The sequence below is a fragment of the Trinickia dabaoshanensis genome (assembly GCF_002879885.1).
In the GTDB taxonomy this organism is placed as follows: Bacteria; Pseudomonadota; Gammaproteobacteria; order Burkholderiales; family Burkholderiaceae; genus Trinickia; species Trinickia dabaoshanensis.
In genome coordinates this window covers 51656-72643 of record NZ_PNYA01000026.1, presented here as the reverse complement: position 1 = coordinate 72643, position 20988 = coordinate 51656, and the positions used below count along the sequence as shown (strand labels likewise).

23 protein-coding genes are annotated in these 20988 nt (G+C 60.3%); 16 read left to right on the top strand and 7 right to left on the bottom strand.

All coding sequences use genetic code 11. From position 1 onward, the window contains the following. Positions 1–56 precede the first annotated feature (56 nt). Positions 57–488: a GNAT family N-acetyltransferase gene (locus C0Z18_RS24550; protein ID WP_199189538.1), complete on the bottom strand. Its 432-nt coding sequence runs from the start codon at positions 486–488 to the stop codon at positions 57–59. A gap of 266 nt (positions 489–754) precedes the next feature. On the opposite strand from C0Z18_RS24550, the gene C0Z18_RS24545 reads away from it, so the two are divergent. From C0Z18_RS24545 to C0Z18_RS24530, 4 genes are read left to right on the top strand one after another with little or no spacing between them, the layout of a single operon-like run. Next, complete coding sequence (locus C0Z18_RS24545) at positions 755–2047, top strand: toxic anion resistance protein (protein ID WP_102648047.1); 1293 nt, start codon at positions 755–757, stop codon at positions 2045–2047. Between the two features lies 1 nt (position 2048). Continuing rightward, positions 2049–2465, top strand: a complete 417-nt coding sequence (locus C0Z18_RS24540) for a hypothetical protein (RefSeq protein ID WP_102648046.1) — start codon at positions 2049–2051, stop codon at positions 2463–2465. 29 nt (positions 2466–2494) lie between these two features. Next, positions 2495–3370 carry a heavy metal-binding domain-containing protein gene (locus C0Z18_RS24535; RefSeq protein ID WP_102648045.1) on the top strand — a complete coding sequence of 292 codons (876 nt, stop codon included), beginning with the start codon at positions 2495–2497 and terminating at the stop codon, positions 3368–3370. A gap of 24 nt (positions 3371–3394) precedes the next feature. Further along, the gene (locus tag C0Z18_RS24530; RefSeq protein WP_102648044.1) at positions 3395–4234 is read left to right on the top strand and encodes a heavy metal-binding domain-containing protein; all 840 of its coding nucleotides are present in this window, start codon (positions 3395–3397) and stop codon (positions 4232–4234) included. 54 nt (positions 4235–4288) lie between these two features. Here the strand turns inward: C0Z18_RS24530 and C0Z18_RS24525 are convergent, their stop codons facing one another. Together C0Z18_RS24525 and C0Z18_RS24520 are read right to left on the bottom strand one after the other, a co-directional pair. Beyond that, the gene (locus C0Z18_RS24525; RefSeq protein WP_102648043.1) at positions 4289–4657 is read right to left on the bottom strand and encodes a nuclear transport factor 2 family protein; all 369 of its coding nucleotides are present in this window, start codon (positions 4655–4657) and stop codon (positions 4289–4291) included. 63 nt (positions 4658–4720) lie between these two features. After that, positions 4721–5836, bottom strand: coding sequence for an MBL fold metallo-hydrolase (locus C0Z18_RS24520; protein ID WP_102648042.1), 1116 nt, complete (start codon positions 5834–5836; stop codon positions 4721–4723). Between the two features lie 81 nt (positions 5837–5917). On the opposite strand from C0Z18_RS24520, the gene C0Z18_RS24515 reads away from it, so the two are divergent. The 3 genes from C0Z18_RS24515 to C0Z18_RS24505 all read left to right on the top strand — a co-directional run bounded on the left by C0Z18_RS24515 (position 5918) and on the right by C0Z18_RS24505 (position 10903). Further along, positions 5918–6556: a TetR/AcrR family transcriptional regulator gene (locus C0Z18_RS24515; RefSeq protein ID WP_102648041.1), complete on the top strand. Its 639-nt coding sequence runs from the start codon at positions 5918–5920 to the stop codon at positions 6554–6556. A 388-nt stretch (positions 6557–6944) separates the two neighbouring features. Beyond that, complete coding sequence (locus C0Z18_RS24510; RefSeq protein ID WP_102648098.1) at positions 6945–9206, top strand: filamentous hemagglutinin N-terminal domain-containing protein; 2262 nt, start codon at positions 6945–6947, stop codon at positions 9204–9206. A 185-nt stretch (positions 9207–9391) separates the two neighbouring features. Then, complete coding sequence (locus tag C0Z18_RS24505) at positions 9392–10903, top strand: sensor domain-containing diguanylate cyclase (RefSeq protein ID WP_102648040.1); 1512 nt, start codon at positions 9392–9394, stop codon at positions 10901–10903. A 21-nt stretch (positions 10904–10924) separates the two neighbouring features. Here the strand turns inward: C0Z18_RS24505 and C0Z18_RS24500 are convergent, their stop codons facing one another. Next, entirely contained in the window at positions 10925–11854 is a 930-nt protein-coding gene (locus C0Z18_RS24500; RefSeq protein ID WP_102648039.1) for a LysR family transcriptional regulator, read from the bottom strand. A gap of 95 nt (positions 11855–11949) precedes the next feature. Here C0Z18_RS24500 and C0Z18_RS24495 point away from each other — a divergent pair, with 95 nt between their 5' ends. The 6 genes from C0Z18_RS24495 (at position 11950) to C0Z18_RS24470 (ending at position 15902) form a co-directional block, all read left to right on the top strand. Beyond that, on the top strand, positions 11950–12963 hold the full coding sequence (locus C0Z18_RS24495) for a zinc-binding alcohol dehydrogenase family protein (RefSeq protein ID WP_102648038.1): 1014 nt from the start codon (positions 11950–11952) through the stop codon (positions 12961–12963). A gap of 24 nt (positions 12964–12987) precedes the next feature. Next, positions 12988–13413 (top strand): GlcG/HbpS family heme-binding protein, encoded by a 426-nt coding sequence (locus C0Z18_RS24490; protein WP_102648037.1) that lies wholly within the window; start codon positions 12988–12990, stop codon positions 13411–13413. A 79-nt stretch (positions 13414–13492) separates the two neighbouring features. After that, positions 13493–13792, top strand: a complete 300-nt coding sequence (locus tag C0Z18_RS24485; RefSeq protein WP_102648036.1) for a type II toxin-antitoxin system Phd/YefM family antitoxin — start codon at positions 13493–13495, stop codon at positions 13790–13792. 16 nt (positions 13793–13808) lie between these two features. Beyond that, positions 13809–14195, top strand: a complete 387-nt coding sequence (locus tag C0Z18_RS24480; protein WP_102648035.1) for a type II toxin-antitoxin system RelE/ParE family toxin — start codon at positions 13809–13811, stop codon at positions 14193–14195. A gap of 197 nt (positions 14196–14392) precedes the next feature. Next, entirely contained in the window at positions 14393–14809 is a 417-nt protein-coding gene (locus C0Z18_RS24475) for a MarR family winged helix-turn-helix transcriptional regulator (RefSeq protein WP_102648034.1), read from the top strand. A gap of 439 nt (positions 14810–15248) precedes the next feature. Then, on the top strand, positions 15249–15902 hold the full coding sequence (locus tag C0Z18_RS24470; RefSeq protein WP_102648033.1) for a class I SAM-dependent methyltransferase: 654 nt from the start codon (positions 15249–15251) through the stop codon (positions 15900–15902). A gap of 14 nt (positions 15903–15916) precedes the next feature. Here the strand turns inward: C0Z18_RS24470 and C0Z18_RS24465 are convergent, their stop codons facing one another. Further along, positions 15917–16822 (bottom strand): LysR family transcriptional regulator, encoded by a 906-nt coding sequence (locus C0Z18_RS24465; protein ID WP_102648032.1) that lies wholly within the window; start codon positions 16820–16822, stop codon positions 15917–15919. A 118-nt stretch (positions 16823–16940) separates the two neighbouring features. Here C0Z18_RS24465 and C0Z18_RS24460 point away from each other — a divergent pair, with 118 nt between their 5' ends. From C0Z18_RS24460 to C0Z18_RS24450, 3 genes are all read left to right on the top strand, one after another. Then, positions 16941–17531 carry a flavodoxin family protein gene (locus tag C0Z18_RS24460; RefSeq protein ID WP_102648031.1) on the top strand — a complete coding sequence of 197 codons (591 nt, stop codon included), beginning with the start codon at positions 16941–16943 and terminating at the stop codon, positions 17529–17531. Between the two features lie 42 nt (positions 17532–17573). Then, positions 17574–18623, top strand: coding sequence for an aldo/keto reductase (locus C0Z18_RS24455; protein WP_102648030.1), 1050 nt, complete (start codon positions 17574–17576; stop codon positions 18621–18623). A gap of 159 nt (positions 18624–18782) precedes the next feature. Further along, complete coding sequence (locus tag C0Z18_RS24450; protein ID WP_102648097.1) at positions 18783–19529, top strand: glucose 1-dehydrogenase; 747 nt, start codon at positions 18783–18785, stop codon at positions 19527–19529. 81 nt (positions 19530–19610) lie between these two features. On the opposite strand, the gene C0Z18_RS24445 is transcribed toward C0Z18_RS24450, so the two are convergent. Further along, positions 19611–20036: a cupin domain-containing protein gene (locus tag C0Z18_RS24445; RefSeq protein ID WP_102648029.1), complete on the bottom strand. Its 426-nt coding sequence runs from the start codon at positions 20034–20036 to the stop codon at positions 19611–19613. 82 nt (positions 20037–20118) lie between these two features. Beyond that, a complete protein-coding gene (locus C0Z18_RS24440; RefSeq protein WP_102648028.1) occupies positions 20119–20946 on the bottom strand; it encodes an AraC family transcriptional regulator in 828 nt (275 codons plus the stop codon). Positions 20947–20988 lie beyond the last annotated feature (42 nt).

Below are 20988 nucleotides of genomic sequence, written 5' to 3'. Positions count from 1 at the left end.
CCGCGCTTCGTTGGGAAGCGCGGTGCATTCGGAGCCCGGCCTCGGCCGGGCTTTTTTTATAGCATCTTTTTCATGGACGGCGCCGCATGCAAGACGTAATCGCGGCCTTCGTAAAATGAAACCGCTTGCGGCCGAGCATCGAGAAATACCGAGGTCATCTCGCGAACGCGCGCATCGGCTTCCGCGAATTCCAATAGCGCCGCCCCTACTCCGCTGCCTCGCGCCTCTTCGGTAACGACCAGATCGTCGATATGCAAATACGCGCCGCGTGCCAGCGTATGAACCGGACGCATTCCGAGCACGCCGACGACTTGCCCCGCCATGAAAGCCCCGACTAGCTCGTAACCGGAAAACGATTGTCTAGCGGCACGCCGCAAGAACTCCGCTTCGTCCAGCGTACGCAGTTGTGCAATGACGGGAAACGCTTTGGGCCATTCCGCCGGAGATAGCCTCCGAACCCCCAAGGAAATACCGTGGCTCGCTTGCATGAATTTGCTCTGTTCCGAAAGACCGAGAATCGTCGAACATACCTCAAAATCGTTCGAGCAAACCTCGAATTCGACAGCGACCTATACCGCCGGGCTCAAACGCGTGATATAAATTCGCGGAATAAATTTGGCGCCGCCGGCGCCGAAGCGCGCAAACGAAAATGAAAGCTAAATGACATAGACATCGAGATAAGAATCCTTCCTATCTAGATGCTAAAGCGCATAGGGCCGTTCCGCTTTTTCCGTCCTCTTAACCGAGCATAGGTATGACCGACGAAACGTCGAATATGAAACCTACCGATACGTCCGAGACACCGCTCGATCTATCGGCCTATCTCAACCAAGAAACCGAGCCGTCCACGGCCGCCGAGCCGTCCCTGGCGATCGTGGCGGCCGAGCCGGCGCTTCCGGCGAATCTTCCGCCCGAAGTCCTCGCCCCGATGGCGCCGATGGCGCGGTTCGTCGATCTGTCCTCGCTGTCCCCCGAGCAGCGCGCCATCGCGCAGGAGCGGGCCGACGCGATCCGCTTCGACGACGCCACGTCCACGTTGAATTTCGTCGACAACGCCCTGGCTCCGCTGGCCACGGCGTCGCGCCGTCTGTTGTCGGAAACGACCGTGGGCGAAGCCGGTGAAATCGGGCGCATCGCGGCCGCCGTCATCGACGGAATCAAGATTTTGCGAATCGAGGAATTGCAGGAAGAAGCCCGCGAAGTCGCACCGAAGGCGACGGGTTTTCTCAGCCGCCTGGGCCGGCTCGGCAAAGTCGCGCACGGTGCGATCAAATCGTTCCAAGAAAACCGCAAGGCGTTTCTCGCGCTGATGGATGAGGAGGTTGCCCGAGCCCGTCGCATCAAAAGCGACTTGATGATCACGATTCAGCAGCTCGACCAGCAATCTCAATCGGTGCGGACCGGCGTATCCGAGTTGTCGATCGGCATCGCCGCCATGCAGATCGCGCTTGACCGCGGCCTGCTCGAAGCCGAGCAATTGCGTCAGGTCGCATTACGCACGAATACCGCGGGCGACGCGGCCATTGCAATGGATTACCGCAATACGCTCGCCAATTTCCGCGGCCGAATCGCCGATCTGCGCGAAGCGGTGATTTCCGCGGCAAGCCTCATTCCATTGATCGCCTCGAACCGCAAAGCCGCCGAGACACGTGCAAGCAAGCTCAGCACCGGCATCATGGTGACGATACCGCGCCTGATGGCCGTGGCCGCGCAGGCCGTCGTGCAGGCCGATACACGGCGTGCCGGCGAGGAGAGCGAGAAACTCGACGATGCCGCGCGCAAGATCACCGAGTTGGCCGTTCAAGGCACGCATGCCGCCGCCGTGGACGCGGCGCGCAGCCTTGGCGGGGACCCGCGGAACCTGGAAACGCTCGCCGCCGCTGCCGATCAATCGATCGCCACGATGAAAGAAGTCCAAGAAATCGAGCAACAGGTCCTTGCGCAGGATCGCGAACGCGAACAGAAACTGATCGCGATCCGGGACAAACTCGTCGCCGGCATGCGTGGCGTCCAGACCCAGGCGCTCTCGCGACCGCTCGGAGAGTGACATGGGCAAACTCGATAGCCTATCCGGCAGCGGGAATTTCGATACGCCGATGAACTTCGATCTTGCAGCGGCATGGCTGCGTCATGCGGAAGCCGACCGCGGGGCGTTTCTCTCGCGCTTCGTCGCGATCGTCTCGCAAGCGTTGCCGCATCAAACCGAAGTCCAAAAAGTGCGGCGCGGACTGATTCGCAAAACCGAGGAGATCGTCGGCATCGCCGTCGCATTCGAGAACGAAACGTATTGGATGCGATTGAAAGACGGCCATCACCTCGCCACTGAAATCGAGAAGAAGGTCAAAGGCGTGGTGCTCTCCACTCGCCAAGTCGACGCCCATACCTGGATGAGCGGATTGATGGCGCACGTGCGCGAACGCACCGAACAGGCGCGCGCGATGTCGGAGATGTTGGCCGCGCTTTAACGCTTGTCGATTACGCCTGGGAGAACCCGATGGGCTGGTTGAATTCGCTGTTTGGCAACAAATCCGCGCCGGTCGTGCCCGAGCAAAGTTTCTTCGACGAAGACGGCGTGCCGCGCCTCGTGCATCGTCGTCTAGCCGATTCGAAAAGCGGTGCCCTTCCGTGGGTGTCCACGTTGACGGCACCGGAGATGTCGCTTGCGCGCAGTCACGGACTGAAGATGCTGGCGCCGATCGCCGCTACCTGCTGGATGCACTATGGCTTCTCCTGGACGGAGGGCCACGCGCAGGGGTGGCGTAGCGCATTGAACCGATTGCAAGCCGAGGCTGCCGCGCTCGGCGCGAACGCCGTGATCGATACGCGGATGGTGACGGTCGATCTGGCGATGGAAAACAGCATGGACTATTCGCTCGTCGGCACGGCCGTGAGAGTGGAAGGCTTACCGCCGAGCAGCGCGCCTGTCGTATCGACGGTGCCTGCGCTCGAATTCGTCCAATTGTTGGAGGCCGGCATCATTCCGGTGGGGCTGGCGGTGGGGGCGCGCTTTCAGTGGAGCAACGGACCGTTGGACACCGCTTCCGCCGCGTCCTGGCGCAATCAAGCGCTTAAACAGACCACCGCGTTCTGGGAACAAATCCGGCGCAATGCGCACGCCGATTTACGAGCCGACGCCGCAAGACAAGGAACGGGCGTACTGGCGCAGTTGCAATTCAGTCAACTGTTCAAGGTCGAGAGCCCGGAGCCGGGCCGGCTCCTTGGCCGGCACATCGTCATCGGGACCGTGGTGGATTGCGAAGAGAGCGCCACGTTCCACCACCCCGTCGAGTTCGTGCTCGATCTGAGCGGCAAGCCCGACAATTTGCGGACGACCTCGGTTCATCACAATTCTTACAACGATGGCATTTGACGTGCCCATCAACGAGAACACACCATGAGCGAAACCACCACGCAAAACCCCGCGACGCAGTTGCCCGCGAACGCACGCGCGCGCCTGCAAGGTTTGCGCAGCAGTGCCCACCCTACCGCCGTGTTTACCTCCGACCTATCGGTCAATGAGTTCTTGCTCGTGCGCAAGGCCGGGTTCGAGCCGATCGGCCTGTGCGTCGGCAGCAGCATTTACCACGTTGGGATTCAATACGGCTCCTGGAGCAAGAATCAAGAACTCGAAGTGCTTTCGCAAGCGATGTATCACGCGCGCGAATTGGCCATGTCGCGTATGCGCGAAGAGGCTCGCGGGATGGGCGCGGACGGGATCGTCGGCGTGCGCCTCGAAATCAAGCACGTGGAATGGGACGCCGACATTCTGGAGTTCGTCGCGATCGGCACCGGTGTCGTACACAATCACGACCGTGAAGGATTCCGCGCCCATGACGGCGGGCCGTTCACTTCCGACCTATCCGGGCAAGATTTTTATACGCTGCTCAATTCCGGCTATCGGCCGATCGAACTCGTGATGGGAAGCTGCGTGTACCACGTCGCGCATCGCGGCATGTTGAAGGCGTGGAGCCAGGTAGGCCGCAACGTCGAACTCGAGCAATTCACGCAAGCCATTTATAGCGCTCGCGAGTTGGCGATCGAACGCATGCAGGTGGAAGCGCAAACGGCGAAGGCCGAAGGCGTGATCGGCACCACCATTCACGAGAAGTCGTACCGCTGGGAAAGCCACGTGATCGAATTTTTCGCCATCGGCACAGCGGTCGCCCCGCTGCACGTCGAGATCGATGCCAAGGACATTCCGGCGCCGACGTTCGTTTTGTCGGTGAACGACTGAGTTCGGTCGAGGCTCGGGTTCGATTTTTCGAGCCGACCATCGTATAGGCCAGGCTTAGCCGATTTGGGCGGCCTGCCCTGCCACGATTTGCCAGCCGGCGCCGTTTTGCCTCCACAGGCGGGTATAGGCGAAATCCCCGTCGAATGGCGTCGATGCGAAACGGCCGGCTAGTTTGGCTTTCGTCGTCACCAAGACGAACGATCCGATCGAGTGGATTTGGGAATCATAGAGATCCAATCGATCCAGACGTAAAAGCTTGTTCCGGTGGACGCTCAAATCGTCATCCTTCGACAACACCCGCCCGTCCGGCCCCGTAAAAACGAGTTCGTCGGCCAACAAGCGGCTGAGGACATCGACATCGTTTTCGAGCATGGCTTGCCGAAGCATTCGCTCGTGTTCGTCGATCACCGCTTTGATGTCCATGTGCTGTTCCCAGATATGGAATCGAGTTTGGCGCGCTGCGTTCGTGCAGTTTAGTTCATCGATTTACCCAGCGTCTCGACACAGAAACTTCCATCCCGTGCGCCGGGTGACCTGGGCGATCTCGGCGACGTTACGCCACCACCGCTCGCCGCGGTGCGGCGCAGCGAGATCGAGGCGCTCACCCATACGCGGCGTCGAAAGCGCGATACCTTGGGCGGCACTCAGCGAGGTCACGCGCTCGAACGGTTCGTGCCAATGGTGCATGGCTAGATCGAACGTACCGTTGTGAACCGGGACCAGCCATTCGCCGCGCAGATCGATATGCGCCTGCACAGTCTCGTCGGGTTGCATGTGAACATACGGCCAGTGGGCGTCATAGGCGCCGGTTTCAAGCAACGTGACATGGAACGGGCCGAGCCTTTCGCCGATCGTTTTGAAGCCGTCGAAATAACCGGTGTCGCCGCTGAAGAACACGCGCAAGTCGTCGTCGACGATCACCCACGACGCCCACAATGTGCTGTTGCCGTCGAACAAACTGCGCCCAGAGAAGTGTTGAGCGGGCGTGGCCGTGAACTGCAGGCCGTCGATCTCCGTGCCCTGCCACCAATCGAACTGACGCACCTTCGCCGCATCGATACCCCATTCGATCAGCCTGTCCCCTACGCCTAGCGGGACGAGAAACACGTTCGTCGTCTTCGCGAGTGCGAGCACGGTCTCGCGGTCCAAATGGTCGTAGTGGTCGTGCGACAGAATAATGCCGTGCAACGGCGGGAGCGCTTCGAGCGCGATAGGCGGCGCATGGAAACGCTTGGGGCCGACGCGACGAAAAGGCGATGCTCGCTCGCCGAAAACGGGATCGGTCATCCAGTATTGGCCGCGCAATTTCAGCAGCATCGTGGAATGTCCGAGCCGATAGAGACTGCGATCGGGCGCGGCATGGAGATCGTCGCGGTTGAGCGTATCGACCGGCAACGCGCCTGCGGGAACCGTGCCGCGCGGCTTGTTGAATAAAACGTTCCAAGCGATGCTCAGCGTTTTACCGAATCCTTCGACGGGACGTGGCTTCACGTTGCGAAAACGCTGACCGTCGTGTTGCGGCGACGTGTGCGATAACACGCGCCCACGCTGTGCAGCGGTGAAACCGAGCGTACGGCTGGCGAAGTCTATGATCGACGGCATGCTGAGGGCCCGAGACAAAAGTAGACTGAATAGTGTAGTTTGTTTTCAAGAAAAGTAAACTGTCTGGTGTAGAATTTTGCAATGCAATCAAGTACTCCCCCTCAACGTCTAACCGACCGGAAACGCGCGGCCATCATCGATGCGGCCATCGAGGAATTCCAAGCGGCCGGCTTCGAAGCGACCAGCATGGATCGCGTCGCCGCTCGCGCGGGTGTGTCCAAGCGCACGGTTTATAACCATTTCTCGAGCAAGGAGGCGTTGTTCGCGGCGATCTTGCGCGAGCTTTGGGACGAAAGCCGAGATGGCGAAGCACCGGCTTATCGCGCCGATGAGCCGTTACGTCCGCAGTTGCTCGAGTTGCTGATGCGCAAGCTGCGTCTTTTGAACGACGACGCGTTCGTGTCGCTCGCACGTGTGGCTATCGCTGCGGGGATCCACTCGCCGGAGCGGGCGCGCGATATGGTGGCGCGTATCGGTGAGCGCGAGGAAGACCTCACCGTATGGATTCGGGCAGCCGCGGCCGATGGCCGGATCAAGACATCGGATCCTTTGTTTGCGGCGTTGCAATTGCAAGGGCTCATGAAAGCGTTCGCGTTTTGGCCGCAGGTGACGATGGGGCAACCGCCTTTGAGTAAGGCCGAGCAGAAGAAGGTGGCTGGATCGGCCGCGGATATGTTTCTCGCGTTGTATGCGGGCCGTAGCGATTCCGTAGGGTCGTGAATCGATCGGAGGCCGGCCGCTTTTGCGGGACGAGAAGCAGCCGTGGCAATCTCCGTTGCTGTTGAACGTATCGGCGCGATCATTGGCGCGAAAGTCGTGGTTCATGAAGGCGTCGATGTTTAGGCCGCCGCGCTATTGGGTTGTTAGCTTGGCCAAAAACGTCCAGGAACACCTCAATATTGACTGATTAGGCCGGCATCCTTGCACGACGAAAAGCTATCCTCCCTATAGATTCATCTCTCGTACTCGACTTTACCGCTCCGGCGTAGCGAACGCTTCGAGTCAGCGCTTCATCGGTTTGTCCATATCCAATGCGCATAGCAGCGTCCGCCAATGCGACGTGCCGCCGCCGCGCGACCAGGCCGACGAAACGGTAAGGAGTGGGGCCGTGAAATCCTCGAATTCTGCGTCGCATAAAGCTAGATCCGTTTCCGCTATTTCATTCGCCGTGGTCGCGCTGTTGGCCTCGGTTCACGTGCACGCCGGCGGCCTACTTCCGGCCGGCGGTCACTTCGTCGCCGGCACCGGGTCGATCGAGTACAACGGCAAGCGATTGTCGATCAATCAGACGTCGAGCCGCGGCATCATCGACTGGAAGGGTTTTTCGATCGGCCGAAACAATCGCGTCGACATCGATAACGGCAACGGTGCCACGCTCAATCGCGTCACCGGTGATTACCTGTCGTGGATTTCGGGTACGCTCACGTCCACCGGCAGTGTCTATCTCATCAATCCGCAAGGCGTCATCGTCGCGCCGAGCGGCGTCATTTCGACGGGGGGCCGTTTCGTCGTATCCACGCTCGATGTGGGCAACAACTCTTTCATGAACGGCGGGCTGCTGACGTTCACGGGCAACTCGAACGCACAGGTCGTGAACCTCGGCACAATCGGTTCCAGCGGCGGCGACGTCTTCATGATCGCGCGTCGCGAGGTGAGCAACTCGGGCAGTATCGCCGCTCCGGCGGGTTCGATCGAACTCGTTGTCGGCCAAAACGTGCTGCTGCAGGATTCAACGACGAGCAGGCAAGTTTTTGTGGAGACGGGCAGCCACGGCACCGTGTTGAATCGCGGCGCCTTGCAGGCGGCGCAAATCAGTCTGCAAGGCGCTGACGGCAACATCTACGCGCTTTGTGGCAATCATTCCGTCATCCGGGCGACCGGCACGGCGGCGCGCGACGGCCATATCTGGCTCGTTGCGGATACCGGCTACGTGAAGCAGGTCGGGCGAGGGGATGCGACGAACGCCGACGGCACGGGCGGCACCGTCGATACGATCGCCGCGACGTTCGCGCCTTCCCTGCTTGGCGGCACCACGGTGAGGGCCGGCATCTGGAACATCAAGACCCCGAGTTTGACCGTGACGTGGCCGATCAGCGCCGCGCTCTCGAATAGTTTGAACGCGGGCACATCGGTCGACGTCGATACGACCAGTGGCAGCATCGAGGTTGGGGCGAATCTGAGCTGGAAAGGCAACGCGTCGCTGATGCTCGGGGCATATGGCTCGATCACCGTCGACCGAGGGAAGACGATCGGCAATCAGGGCGCCGGCAACCTCACGCTGCGCGCGGATGCGACGGGCATCGACAATCACGGCGGCGTCACCAACAACGGTACGCTCGACTGGTCGAACAGCACCGGTATCGTGAACGCGCTCTACGACATGAACGGCACCTACGCGCCCGGCACGCAACTAGCGAACGCGGTATGGATGCCCTCGCCAGTCAGTGCCCCGACGCAGATCACCGGCTACGAGCTCGTGAACTCGATCTCCGACCTGCAAAACGTCTCGCAAGATCTCAACGGCAAATACGCGCTCGGCGAGAACCTCGACGGCGCGGGGGCCGACGTTACGTCGATGGGTAACGCCACGACGCCGTTTGCGGGCGAGTTCAATGGGATGGGCCATTCGATCGACGACATCACGATCATGCCTGTGTATTCGACGGACGCCTCGCTGCAATCGTTTGGACTCTTCGGTGCCATCGGCATCGCCGGGGTGGTCCACAACCTGAATCTGACGAACAGCCGATCGTCGCTGTCAGGAGATGCTAATCACCCGCCCCCCTTTGCCGGCCTGCTCGCCGGCGTCAACCAAGGACATATCGCGAATGTGTTCGCTAGCGGCTCGCTCACCAGCGACGCGCTAAGGTTTCTGGGCGGCCTTGTGGGGCTGAACGAAGGCCTCATTGAGCGATCGGCCACGGACGTTACGGTCGAATCCGACTTCGGCTTAGCGGCCGGATTGGTGGCGGAGAATACCGGCACGATCTCTCAAACCTATTCGACCGGCCCGGTCACGGGTTCCCACAGCATAGCGAGTGGGCTTGCCTTCTTCAACACGGGGACAATCAGCCAGTCGTTCGTCACGGGCCAGGTCCCCGCGGATATCTTCATTGATCCCAACCCTGGTGCGATTACAGGAGACACGACTGCCATCGTCGCGCCCGACAGCTACTGGAACGTCCAAACGACAGGACTGACCAACGGCGGCGGCGCGCCCGCCAGCAACGGCTTGACCACCGCGCAAATGAGTCATCCCGACAGCTTCGTGGGTTGGGATTTCAGCGCAACCGGCGCCTGGGCCATGCCGGCCGGGTGGACCCACCCGGTATTGCGGTGGCAATTGGCCGACGGGTTGCCTCCGCAGTAAGGCCGCGATCGCCCGGGGTATATTTTTTTCGACCGCTGCCGTTAACCCGGTCATCGGCTATCCGAGTAACCTCGAGAACCGTTCGCGGCTGATTCCATCAGCCCGCCCGACTTGACGGTGGCGACTACCGATAGACGTTGATAGGACCGTGGCAACACCATTAGAACATTACCGCGTCTCTTTCCATGACTCCCGGAAAACTGTCTGTTCTCGCCGGCCGCCATCCTTTGATCGTCGGTACGCTCGGCAGTCTGATGGCATTGGGCGTATTGGCAATAAGTCTGATCACACTGCGGGCCTCCCGTGAGGCTGCCATCGAACACGCCCATGAAACGTCCAGAAACGTCACGGCCGTGTTGGTCAGCAACATCGCCAGGACGATTGAAACGTCGAATAACTCGCTTCTCGCCTTGATCTCGGCGCTGGACAAGCCTGAAGTCCAAAACATGGACTCCGACCTGCGCCACGAATTGCTGTTTGATCGAACCGCTGCGAAATACGTCACGGGGATGGGCGTGACGGACGATCGCGGTCATCTTATCGATGGCTGCTGTTCCTCCACACATAAATGGGATTTCAGCGACCGGGACTATTTCACCGTTCATCGTGACTCGCCGAATGTCGGCCTGTACGTGTCATCAGTCTATCGCGCGCGCTCTCGGCCGGGCGCGCAGTCGATTGCGATCACGAGAAGGATAAACCGGCCCGACGGGTCATTCGCGGGAGTAGCGATTGTCGCTATCGACGTCGAGTACTTCACGCAACTCCTCACGCAATTGAACGTGGGGCCAAGGGGTATCTCGGCAATCGTGCGAACGGACGGCACCCTGATGGCCAGAAATCCCCCAAGCCGTAGGGCCGCGCTGGTCAATGTGGGCCGCTCACCGGTGTTTCCGCGTATGGTCAATCATGACTCTGGGTTCTATGCCGCGAAATCGATCTCTGACGGGGTACTTCGCCTGTATACCTTCCAGCGTATTCCCGGCACGCCGCTCATCGCCGTCGTAGCGCCAGCGCAAAGCGACGTATTGGCCGCATGGAAGCACTTGTCGTGGGTTGTCGGAATTGCTGCATCGTCCGTCAGCCTGGCATTTTGCGCAGCGGTCTGGTTGCTCGCGTTCGCACTGCAAGAACAAGCGAAGGTGCAGGCGCGGCTTACGGAGTTGACGCAGACCGACGCGTTGACAGGGCTCAAGAATCGCCGTGCTCTCGACGAGGTGCTCGACAACGAGTGGAACCGGCTTCAACGCAACGACGGTTGCCTGTCGCTGTTATTCGTCGATGCGGACAACTTCAAAAAATATAACGATAGCCACGGCCATGCTCATGGCGATCTCGCCTTGCGGCATCTCGCGGTGTGCATCAACCGTCACGTACATCGTCCCGGCGATGTGTCGGCGCGATATGGTGGGGAGGAATTCGTCGTGGTGCTACCCGACACGGACGAGAAGGGAGCGGCTAAAGTGGCTGAAGCAATCCGTCGTGAAGTGGAGCATGACCGAGCGACCGTGGGCTCCGCGACAATCGCGCCCTTCACGGTGAGCATCGGATGCGCCACTGGTCGACGCTCACGGCCCTCGTCGCTCGACGAATTGACGGAATTAGCCGATCAAGCGCTGTACGCGGCCAAAAGAAGTGGACGGAACGCTGTGGTCGCCGCTGATAGCGCCGACATTGACACCGAAATTCGCTCGTAGGGAAGATCCGCGCTCCCTCCACTACACAGCCCGAAAGCTTCCCAAGGGATAGCTAGCGAGCAACGCGGCGCAGCGCTCACGAAGGAAGGCATGTAACTCGGTGATCGCCGGCGTCAGTTGCGCGCGGTGGGCACAGATCAAGTGCAGCGGCGAAGGCTCGCAATGCTCCGGAGGAAACAACTCCACCAGTCGTCCCGCCTTCAGATCGTCGATGAGATCCAGTCTCGACTTGTAGACGATCCCCTCCCCGGCTATCGCCCATCGACGAACCGCATCGGCGTCATCGCTGATGCGGTTGCCTGTCACTGCCACGGTGCGCTCGCCACCCGGCGGCGTAAAGCGCCAGCGTTCATGTATTTGCTCGCTCCAGACATACCGCAGACAATTGTGTCGCCGCAAGTCCTCGACTTTGGCCGGCGCGCCATGTCGTTGGATGTATGACGGCGCGGCACACAATGCCCGGTGGTTGTCGTCGACGAGCTTCAGGGCCAGCAAAGAAGAATCAGGCAACGCCCCGTAGCGCACGACCGCATCCAGCGGCTGGCGGATGAGGTCGGCCGCGCGGTCGCTCATTTTGATGTGCAGCGATAACCCTGGGTGCTGGTGCTGAAATTCATCCAGCCACGGCAACAGCAGGTTTCGCCCAAAGTCAGACGGTGCCGACAGCCGCAGCGGCCCGGACAGCGCCCCTCGGCCGCTCGCCAGCGCCTGCTCCCCTTGCACCAGCGCATCGATCATGACCCGCGCGTGCGGCAGATAACGCTCGCCAGCCTCGGACAGTTGCATGCTTCGCGTCGAACGGGTGAACAAACGCGTGTCCAGCGCCCTCTCGAGCCGCTGCACCGACGCACTCGCATGCGCGGGCGCGATATTCAACTGACGTGCCGCCTCCGAGAAGCTGCCGTAGTCCACCGTATGCACGAAGATTTGGACATCATCGAGTCGAATCATTTTCACCGAAATACCGAAAGTGTTTGAGTTCTGCAGATATTTATCCGCGTTTCGACGAAAGATAACATGGTCTCAAACCCTCTTGGAGAGCATGTATGAAAGCCGTCGGCTTCTATCAAAACCATCCCATCGACCACCCCGAGGCGCTGCGCGATATCGAGCTGCCTACGCCGGAACTGCGCGACCACGATCTGCTGGTCGAAGTGAAAGCGGTGTCGGTGAATCCGGTCGACACCAAAATCCGTCGTGGCGGCGACATTCCGGAAGGAACGGCGCGCATCGCCGGTTGGGACGCGGCGGGAATCGTCCGCGCAACGGGTGCGTCCGCTTCGCGCTTCAAGCCGGGCGACCGAGTCTGGTACGCAGGCGACATCAAGCGCCCCGGCAGCAATAGCGAACTGCACGCCGTGGACGAACGTATCGTCGGCCCCATGCCGAAATCGCTGGATTTCGCGGAAGCCGCGTCGCTGCCGCTGACGACGATCACCGCTTGGGAACTGCTGTTCGATCGCCTGCGTGTTCAGGCGGCCGACCCGACCGAGAACAACGTGCTGCTCGTAGTCGGAGCGGCCGGCGGCGTCGGCTCGATTCTTACCCAACTGGCGCGCGAGCTGACCGGCATGACCGTCATCGGCACGGCTTCGCGGCCGGAAACGCGCGAGTGGACGTTGGCTCACGGCGCGCATCACGTCATCGATCACCATCAACCTTGGGCACCGCAATTGGCCGCGCTGGGCATCGAGCACGTCACCCACGCCGCCGGGTTGACCCATAGCGCCGCCTATGTGCCTCAAATCGCCGCCGTGCTTCGTCCGGAAGGCCAATTTGCGCTGATCGACGACCCGGTTGGACTGGATATCGGCCCATTCAAGGGGAAATCCATTTCGATTCACTGGGAGCTCATGTTCACCCGCGCAATGTTCACCACCGACACCATCGCACGGCAACATGCCTTGCTGCGCCGCGCGGCGGAACTGGTCGATCAGGGTCGTCTCAAGCACACCGTGACCCGACGTATCGACGGCATCAATGCGGCAAATCTCATCGAAGCGCACGCGCTGGTCGAGGCAGGCAACATGATCGGCAAGGTCGTCGTTGCCAACCACTGAACTCGTTTGGGAAGGAGCATCAACATGAAATCGCCAATCGTCAACACGGCCACGATCAGCCTCGAAGCTGCGCAAGAACTGCTGGCAGAAGCACGTCGAGCGTGCGCCGCGCGCGGGTTCGCGGCGACGATCGCCATTACCGATTCAGGCGGCCACCTGCGTGCGTTCGAGCGCGCGGATTCCGCCCCGTTCCTGACCGTCGACGTCGCCATCGACAAGGCATGGACGGCTGCGTCGTTCGGAATGTCCACGCATCAATGGAATCAGTACATGGCCGAACCTGCTGTCGCCCCGCTGGCGAACCATCCGCGGCTCATGCCGGTCGGCGGTGGCATGCCGATCTTCCATGAAGGGCGCCTGGTAGGCGGCATCGGTATTTCCGGGGGAACATCGGCCCAAGACCACGAGGCCGCCGAGGAGGCATTGCGTCGCGTAGGGCTCGCGCAGTAAGCCTATTGGCCGTGGCCTTCTATGGCGAACTACGGTAATATGTACGCTATTTTGTACAGCATCTTGCCGGGAGTGAACCATGTCAATCACAGCCAGCGATGTGATTTCGCTGTCGCAAGCCAGGGCCAATCTCTCCGAACTGGCCGACCAAGTGAAGGCCGGGGCCGAGAAAATCGTCACAAAAAACGGCGAAAGCTACGTTGCCATCATCGACGCACAGCGGCTCGATTACTACCACCAACTCGAGCGCGAGCGCATCCACTTGTTGCTGATAGAAGACGCCAGCAAAGGCTTGGCCGATGTTTCCGCACGTAAGGTGAAAGACGCCCGCAGCACGCTGTCTGCCATCAAGCGCCGCCGCGTCAAGGCGGCAGGCTAACTGACTCGATTGCACAGTGACAGCGCGCCATACTATTAAGCTCACCGCGAACTTCGAACGCAACCTTGAAGAAGTGGAAGCATTCCTGTTGGAAGCCGGCGCTCCGCAGGCGTTCGACGTGCTGCTGGACGAATTGATGGATACGGTCGTCCCTAATTTGGAGCGCTTTCCCAGCATGGGTCACCTCTTCCTCGAGCGTCGTGCTCGTTCGGTCGAGGTGAGCAACGGCATCGCTCGTCTGACTAAACAACTCGACGCCATCTCGCAAGGAAGCGAACTGCGCGAGTACGTGATGACGGACTACCTGGTCCTGTACGCGTCCATCGAGGGCGCGGTGTATCTGCTTTCCATTCGCCACCACAGGCAATTGTCGTTTGATTTTGCAAGTCATTGGCCGGGGTGAACAGAAAGGCAAGAGATGGGTGTTACGCCCCAATGCTGCCAACGCCCCAGGTGGCCCGGGTCAACGCGATGCCTATCGGTCCATGGCACGGTCGCTAAGGCGCCGTGTAGCCGCAGTTCCCCATGCACTGCCCCGGCTGCACACTCTTTTCACACGATATAGTTGTCTTGCTAATCGTTTTGTGTTTGAATGGCTACATGTTCGATCATTGCCTTTACTTCAATTCCGCCTCGTTGGCCCGCCTCGTCGAAAGAGAGTGGACGGCCGCATACGCGGCTTTCGATTTGACGCCGGCACAGGGGTTCGTACTCCGCGTCGTCCTGGCTAAGCCCGGCTGCCTCGGCAGCGAGGTTGCCGATGTGCTGGGGATTTCACGTCCCACCGCAACAAGGCTGATCGACAACCTGTGCGTCAAGGAACTGGTTACGCGCCGCCGAGCTGAAACGGACGGTCGTGAATGGCAGTTGGAGCCTACCGAATCCGGAAAGCTGATCGGCGACCCTTTGAATCAAGCGAGCGCTCGGATCGCAAAGAGTTTACGACAACGAATTGGTTCTACTCTGTTCGATGCGACTGTTACCGACATCCGAGCGGTCCGGGAATCGTTGGAGTGACGGATTCGACGGAACATATAATTAGCATGCTAATCAAATAGGGCGAGCGAAATGGCTGCGTGTGAATCGACTGTAAGTACGAAACCTAGGTGGCACAAGCTCTACGGCTCGAGCTTCGAGACTCGACAATGGGTAAAAGGCGTCGTGGTGACGCTGACGATTCTCGGGTTGTTCATCACGGCTGCCGTCCGAAGCATTTCTACTCGTCCTGCGGTGAACGAACGTTGTCTGAAGGAGATGGCATAAGAGGAGCACACAACCCTCGAAGCGTTCTTTCGAAATCCAAGCGAGCAGGATGCACTTGTGCAAGCTATCACGGTCTGCTCGCGATGACTGGATTCGAGCGCTGCGATGTTCACTGCGACTTGCCGCCCAATGACACCGACCTTATCAAACCGGTAGGATCGAATACCGTCCACCTGCCCCCCCCGCCCAGCGAATGTCAACTAATGTGCCCGGAACCGAGGGCTACGCCGAGGAGGCCCCCGCTCTGATCGCCAAATGGCGTGACGTCTCTTTTGAGAACCTTCACCGCCCGGTTTTGCATCTCGTTCCGAAATCGCCAGCGCGCGTTCTCGATTTAGGCTCCGGGATGGGCCGAGATGCCGCAGCTCTAGCGGCGATGGGGCACTCAGTCGTGGCGGTCGAGCCCGTTGACGAACTACGTGTGGCGGCGACGAGCTTATACCCTGCTCCCAACATCCACTGGTTCGATGACAGCCTTCCCGAACTGGCGACCATAACGAAGCTCGCATTTCGCTTCAATGCTGTCTTGATCACCGCAGTCTGGATGCACCTTGACGAGTCGCAGCGGCAGCAGGGGATGCACGTGATCGGCAAACTCATTGAGGAAGACGGTCATTTGATCATGTCGCTGCGTCACGGGCCGACGCCGATCGGCCGCCGCATGTTTGATGTTTCTGCCGCCGAGACGATAGCGCTTGCCGAAGCTCACGGCCTTGCCCTCGTGCTTAACGCGGAGGCAGAGTCGGTTCAGCAAGGCAACCGCAGGAGCGGCGTCACATGGACGTGGCTCGGCTTTAAAAAAGCGCGAATCTCGGCGAGTCCATATGAGCAACCGCAGGTGCCGTAGGCGCCCCGCTCACATCAATCAAAGTAAGGCTGCATCACCTTCTCGATCCAACCCATAAACGCCCTCACCCGTTGCGAAAGGTTACGCCGATGTGCCACGACTATCGATGCGTCCAACGGCTGGGGCCGCAAATTCGGCAGTACTTCCACTAACGCCCCGGATTCGATGTATTGGGCGAGGCCCGGTGAACCTGCCTGGATCAACCCAATCCCCGCGAGTCCGGCTGCATGATAGGCCTGCACGTTATTGACCTGCATCGCCCCGGGCAGCGAAAGTGTGGCATATGCGTCCCCGTCCGGATATTCCCATCCTGGGGGCTTGCCGCCGAATGTGCGCGTGTAGTGCACCATTTGATGCCCCTGAGTGCGAAGATCGTCTAACGTATGCGGCGCGCCATGGCGCGCTAAGTAACCCGGGCTCGCCGCATTGATCATGCGCAGCTTGCCCAGGGGCCGAGCGATCAGCGTTTCGTCGACGATCGGGCCCAAACGAATCACGCAATCGAACCCTTCCTGAACGAGATCCACGCGCCGATCGGTGCTCGACAGTTCCAGCTCCAATTCCGGATTTGCCGACAACAGTTGCGGCAAAGCCGGAACGACAACGCCGCGCGCCAACTCAGTCGGCATGTCCACGCGCAGTTTGCCCCGAAGCGGCGCGCCGTTATCCGCGAACATCGACTGCAACTCTTGCACTTCAGCCAAGAGGTCGCGCGCGCGTGAATAAAAAGCGCGCCCATCTTCCGTCAGTTGCACGCTGCGCGTCGTCCGATGCAGGAGCGTCGCCCCCACTTCTTGCTCGAGTGTACGAATCACCGTGGAAACACGCCCCTTTTGGATACCCAGGCTCTCAGCGGCCCGCGTGAAGCTCGTCATTTCGGCCACTCGAGCAAAGATCAAAAGTGCGTCAAGGTTTTGCATTGTTCACCGCAGGAGGAACGGACCGTTCGATTTGGCCTCATTTATAACTCATTAGTGACTCAATAGACTAGCACTCCATATCCTCGCAAGAGGCCCCGTCAAACGAAAGGAAGCAAACATGACTGACCACACCTCGCCGGTTAAAACGGCCGTCGTCTATCACTCCGGCTACGGGCATACCGAGCGTATGGCAGCGGCTGTCGCCGAAGGTGCCGGCGCCGTACTCGTCGCCATCGACGCCGACGGCAACGTAGCTCAGGACGGCTGGGAAACGCTTGCCCGCGCGGACGCGATCCTCTTCGGCTCGCCGACCTACATGGGCGGACCCAGTTGGCAGTTCAAGAAGTTCGCGGATGCATCGTCGAAAACATGGTTTGAAGGCGGATGGAAGAACAAGGTCTTCGGCGGCTTTACGAATAGCGCGAGCATCAATGGCGACAAACTCAATACGCTCGAATACTTCGTCCTACTCGCCGGGCAGCACAGCGGTATCTGGGTCAGCATGGACATCAAGCCGGCTAACTTGAAAGCGTCCGTGCGCGACGATCTGAACCGCATGGGTTCTTATATCGGACCGATGGCGCAAACGCCGGCCGATGCATCGCCCGAAGAAATGTCGCCGGGTGACCTCGAGACGGCGCGCCGCTATGGGGCACGCGTCGCATTGATCGCCTCGCAGCTTCGGTCGGGAAGACACCAAACCAACTGACCGCCGTCACACGATATTCAATCCAATCTTCGAGGAACCGGCATGAAATATAAGCAGCTTGGCCGCACCGGCCTATACGTCTCCGAACTGTGTCTCGGCACGATGACGCTTGGCGGCAATGCCGACGCCGGCATGTGGCGCGCGATCGGATCTGTCGGCCAGGAAGAAGCGAATCAGTTGATCGCCCGCGCATTGGCCGAAGGCATCAATTTCATCGACACCGCCGACATTTACTCCTTCGGTCAATCCGAACGGCTCGTCGGGCAAGCGCTGAAAGACATCGGCGTGCCGCGCAGCAACATCGTGCTCGCGACGAAGACAGCCGGCGCGATGGGCCCGGGCCCGAACGATCAGGGGGCATCGCGCGGCCACATCATGGATTCCGTACAGCGAAGTCTAGAACGGCTCCAAACCGACCACATCGATCTTTATCAGATTCACGCGAACGATTCCGTCACGCCTGTCGAAGAGACCCTGCGCGCCCTCGACGATCTCTCTCGGCAGGGGCTGGTTCGATACGTGGGCGTATCGAATTGGCGCGCAGGCAAAATCGGTAAGGCACTCGGGCTCAGCGCGGCCCTTCACGCCACGCGCTTCGAGACGCTGCAAGCCTATTATTCGATCGCCGGGCGCGATATCGAGAGAGAGTTGGTGCCGCTCGTCGTCGAAGAACAAATGGGGCTGCTCGTCTGGTCACCTCTCGCCGGTGGCTTGCTTTCTGGGAAATTCGGCCCGGGAGCAGCGACGGAAGAAGGATCGCGGCGAACGAATTTCGATTTTCCGCCGGTGGATCTCGAACGGGCCTGGCCTTGCGTTGCACAAATGCGCACCATCGCCGACGCGCGCGGCGTTTCCGTCGCCCGCATCGCGCTGGCCTGGCTACTCGCGAAGCCCCACGTCACGAGCGTCATCATCGGCGCTAAACGCGTGGAACAGCTCGAGGACAATCTCGGCGCAGTCGATGTTCTCCTTACCGAGGAAGAGCTGGCCCGGCTCGACGCCGTGAGTGCACTGCCGCCCTTCTATCCGGGCTGGATGGTCGATCGCCAAGAATCGAGCCGGCGACCTCAACCCTTCAAACCCGCCGCGTAGGCGCTTCGAACCGATTGTTCGTCAAAACCCTCAAGTCAATTCGCGTCGAGCCGCTTTTTAGAAGTACGTCGACTGTCTACATTCATCTCACCGTGAACCGGTCGGCTTCGGCAGCAGCCGGTTCTTTTCAATGCTTTCGATTCGATCGGAGAAATGGATATGGGCAAGCTCTCAGGCAAAGTGGCCGTCGTGACCGGCGCCTCCAAGGGTATCGGTGCAGGTATCGCCAAAGCTTTGGCGCGCGAAGGCGCGTCGGTGGTCGTCAACTACGCCAGCAGCAAGGCGGGGGCGGACGCCGTCGTCGCCGAGATCACGTCGGCCAATGGTAAAGCGATTGCCGTGGGCGGCGACGTGTCCAAGGCTGCCGACGCGCAAGGCATCATCGACGCGGCCGTCGAAACGTATGGGCGCCTCGATATCCTCGTCAACAATTCGGGCGTCTATGAGTTGGCCCCAATCGAAGAATTCACCGAGGAGCAGTTCCACCGGCAGTTCAATATCAACGTGCTCGGCGTGTTGCTCACGACGCGCTCTGCGCTCAAGCATTTGAACGAAGGCGCGAGCGTCATCAACGTCAGTTCCGTCGTGACTACGATCACGCCGCCGGGCAGCGCCGTTTATTCGGGGACGAAAGGGGCCGTCGATGCAATCACGGGCGTACTCTCGCGCGAACTGGGACCGAGAAAGATCCGCGTCAACGCGATCAATCCCGGCATCGTGATCACGGAAGGTACGCACACGGCGGGGATCGCCGGGTCGGACTTCGAAGCGATGGCGGTGAGTCAAACGCCGCTCGGCCGGACAGGTCAGCCGGACGATATCGCATCGATTGCCGTATTCCTCGCATCGGACGACTCGGGCTGGCTCACGGGTGAACGAATCGTCGCAAGCGGCGGTATGCGTTAAAGAAACGCGCCAGCGCGGTTTCTTTCGAGGAGGGGGCGAGCTAGCGCATTCGCCCCCTCCTTCGCGCTTAAAGCGTGCACCTTAGATCCACTGATCGTTCGCCACCGTGCGTTCGGTCGTTGCACCGTCACCCGTGTTCACCACCCCTCTCGGCTCGATCAGCAGCAGTTTCACCTCGCCTTGGGCGCAAGGCTTATGTTCGACGCCTTTCGGTACGACGCCCATTTGACCGGCCTTCAATACGATCGATCCATCGCCCTGCGGTCCACCGCGAAAATCGATACGCAACTCGCCGTCCAGCACGATGAACGTCTCATCGGTATCGCTATGTTCGTGCCAAACGAAGTCGCCCAAGAGCTTGGCGACTTTGAATTGGTAGTCGTTCATTTCCGCGACTACGCGCGGTTGCCAATGGCCGTCGATCAATCCGATCTTGCCGACCAAATCGATCGATTCGCATTGGCCGCGCGTAGCGGGGGTGGTTTCAGAATGCGTTGACGCCGACATCGTGCTCTCCGTGCAGGTGGGGATGTGGGGCCGAGAATACGCGGTCGCCCCGGCCGCGTCTTGAACGATCGTGGGAAAGCGTTCAGGCGCGCCGCACGGCGCTCACAACTTGGAGCCAATGCCCCGGCGTCTGTCCGAACGTCTTCACAAAATGACGCGTCATATGGCTCTGATCGGCGAACCCCGTATCTGCCGCCGCGATCGCGAGCGGCACGCCCGAGAGCGCCATGCGACGCACGGCATCGAGGCGGCGCATCGTCAGGTAGCGATAGGGGCTCGTGCCGTAATAGGTGCGGAAATCGTGAGAAAGACTCCAACGGTCCCGGCCCGTGATCATTTCTAGTTCATCGAGCGCGACGGTGCGCGTGAAATTCGCATTCAGGTATTCGCGCGCGCGGCGTGCGGCAAGGTAATCGCCCTTTCCGCGGACGCGGGGCTGTCCGGCGACAGCGGCAAGCGCATGGGCGAGTTCAGCTAATGCGTCGCTTTGTTCGAGCGGTTCGAGCGTGTGGCCGATACCTTGCAGCAAGGTTTCGGTTGCGGCCGCCAGACGGGGATCGTTCGTGACGCCCCCGTCTAGGAACGGCAACGCGCAACCGCCTAGCGCGTCCTGGAAGAGCGCGGGCTCGATGTAAATCATTCGATAGCGGAAACCCTCTCCGGTACCGGCTTGGCCGTCATGGGGTTCGTCGGGATGAAGGACGATGGTGTTTCCGGGAAGGCTATCTCGTCGGCCACGGCGATAGTTAAAGCTTTGCACGCCCGCGAGCGTACGGCCGATAGCGTAGGTGTCGTGCCGATGCATCGCATACGCGTTGCCCTGAAACCAAGCCTCTATCCGCTCGATACCATCCGCCGTTTTGGCGTGCGATATCCAGTCTTGGCATGCGGCGACTGGTTTGCGGGGCATGAGGGGCGCGGGCGATAAAAATAAGTTCGGGGCGATATTCGG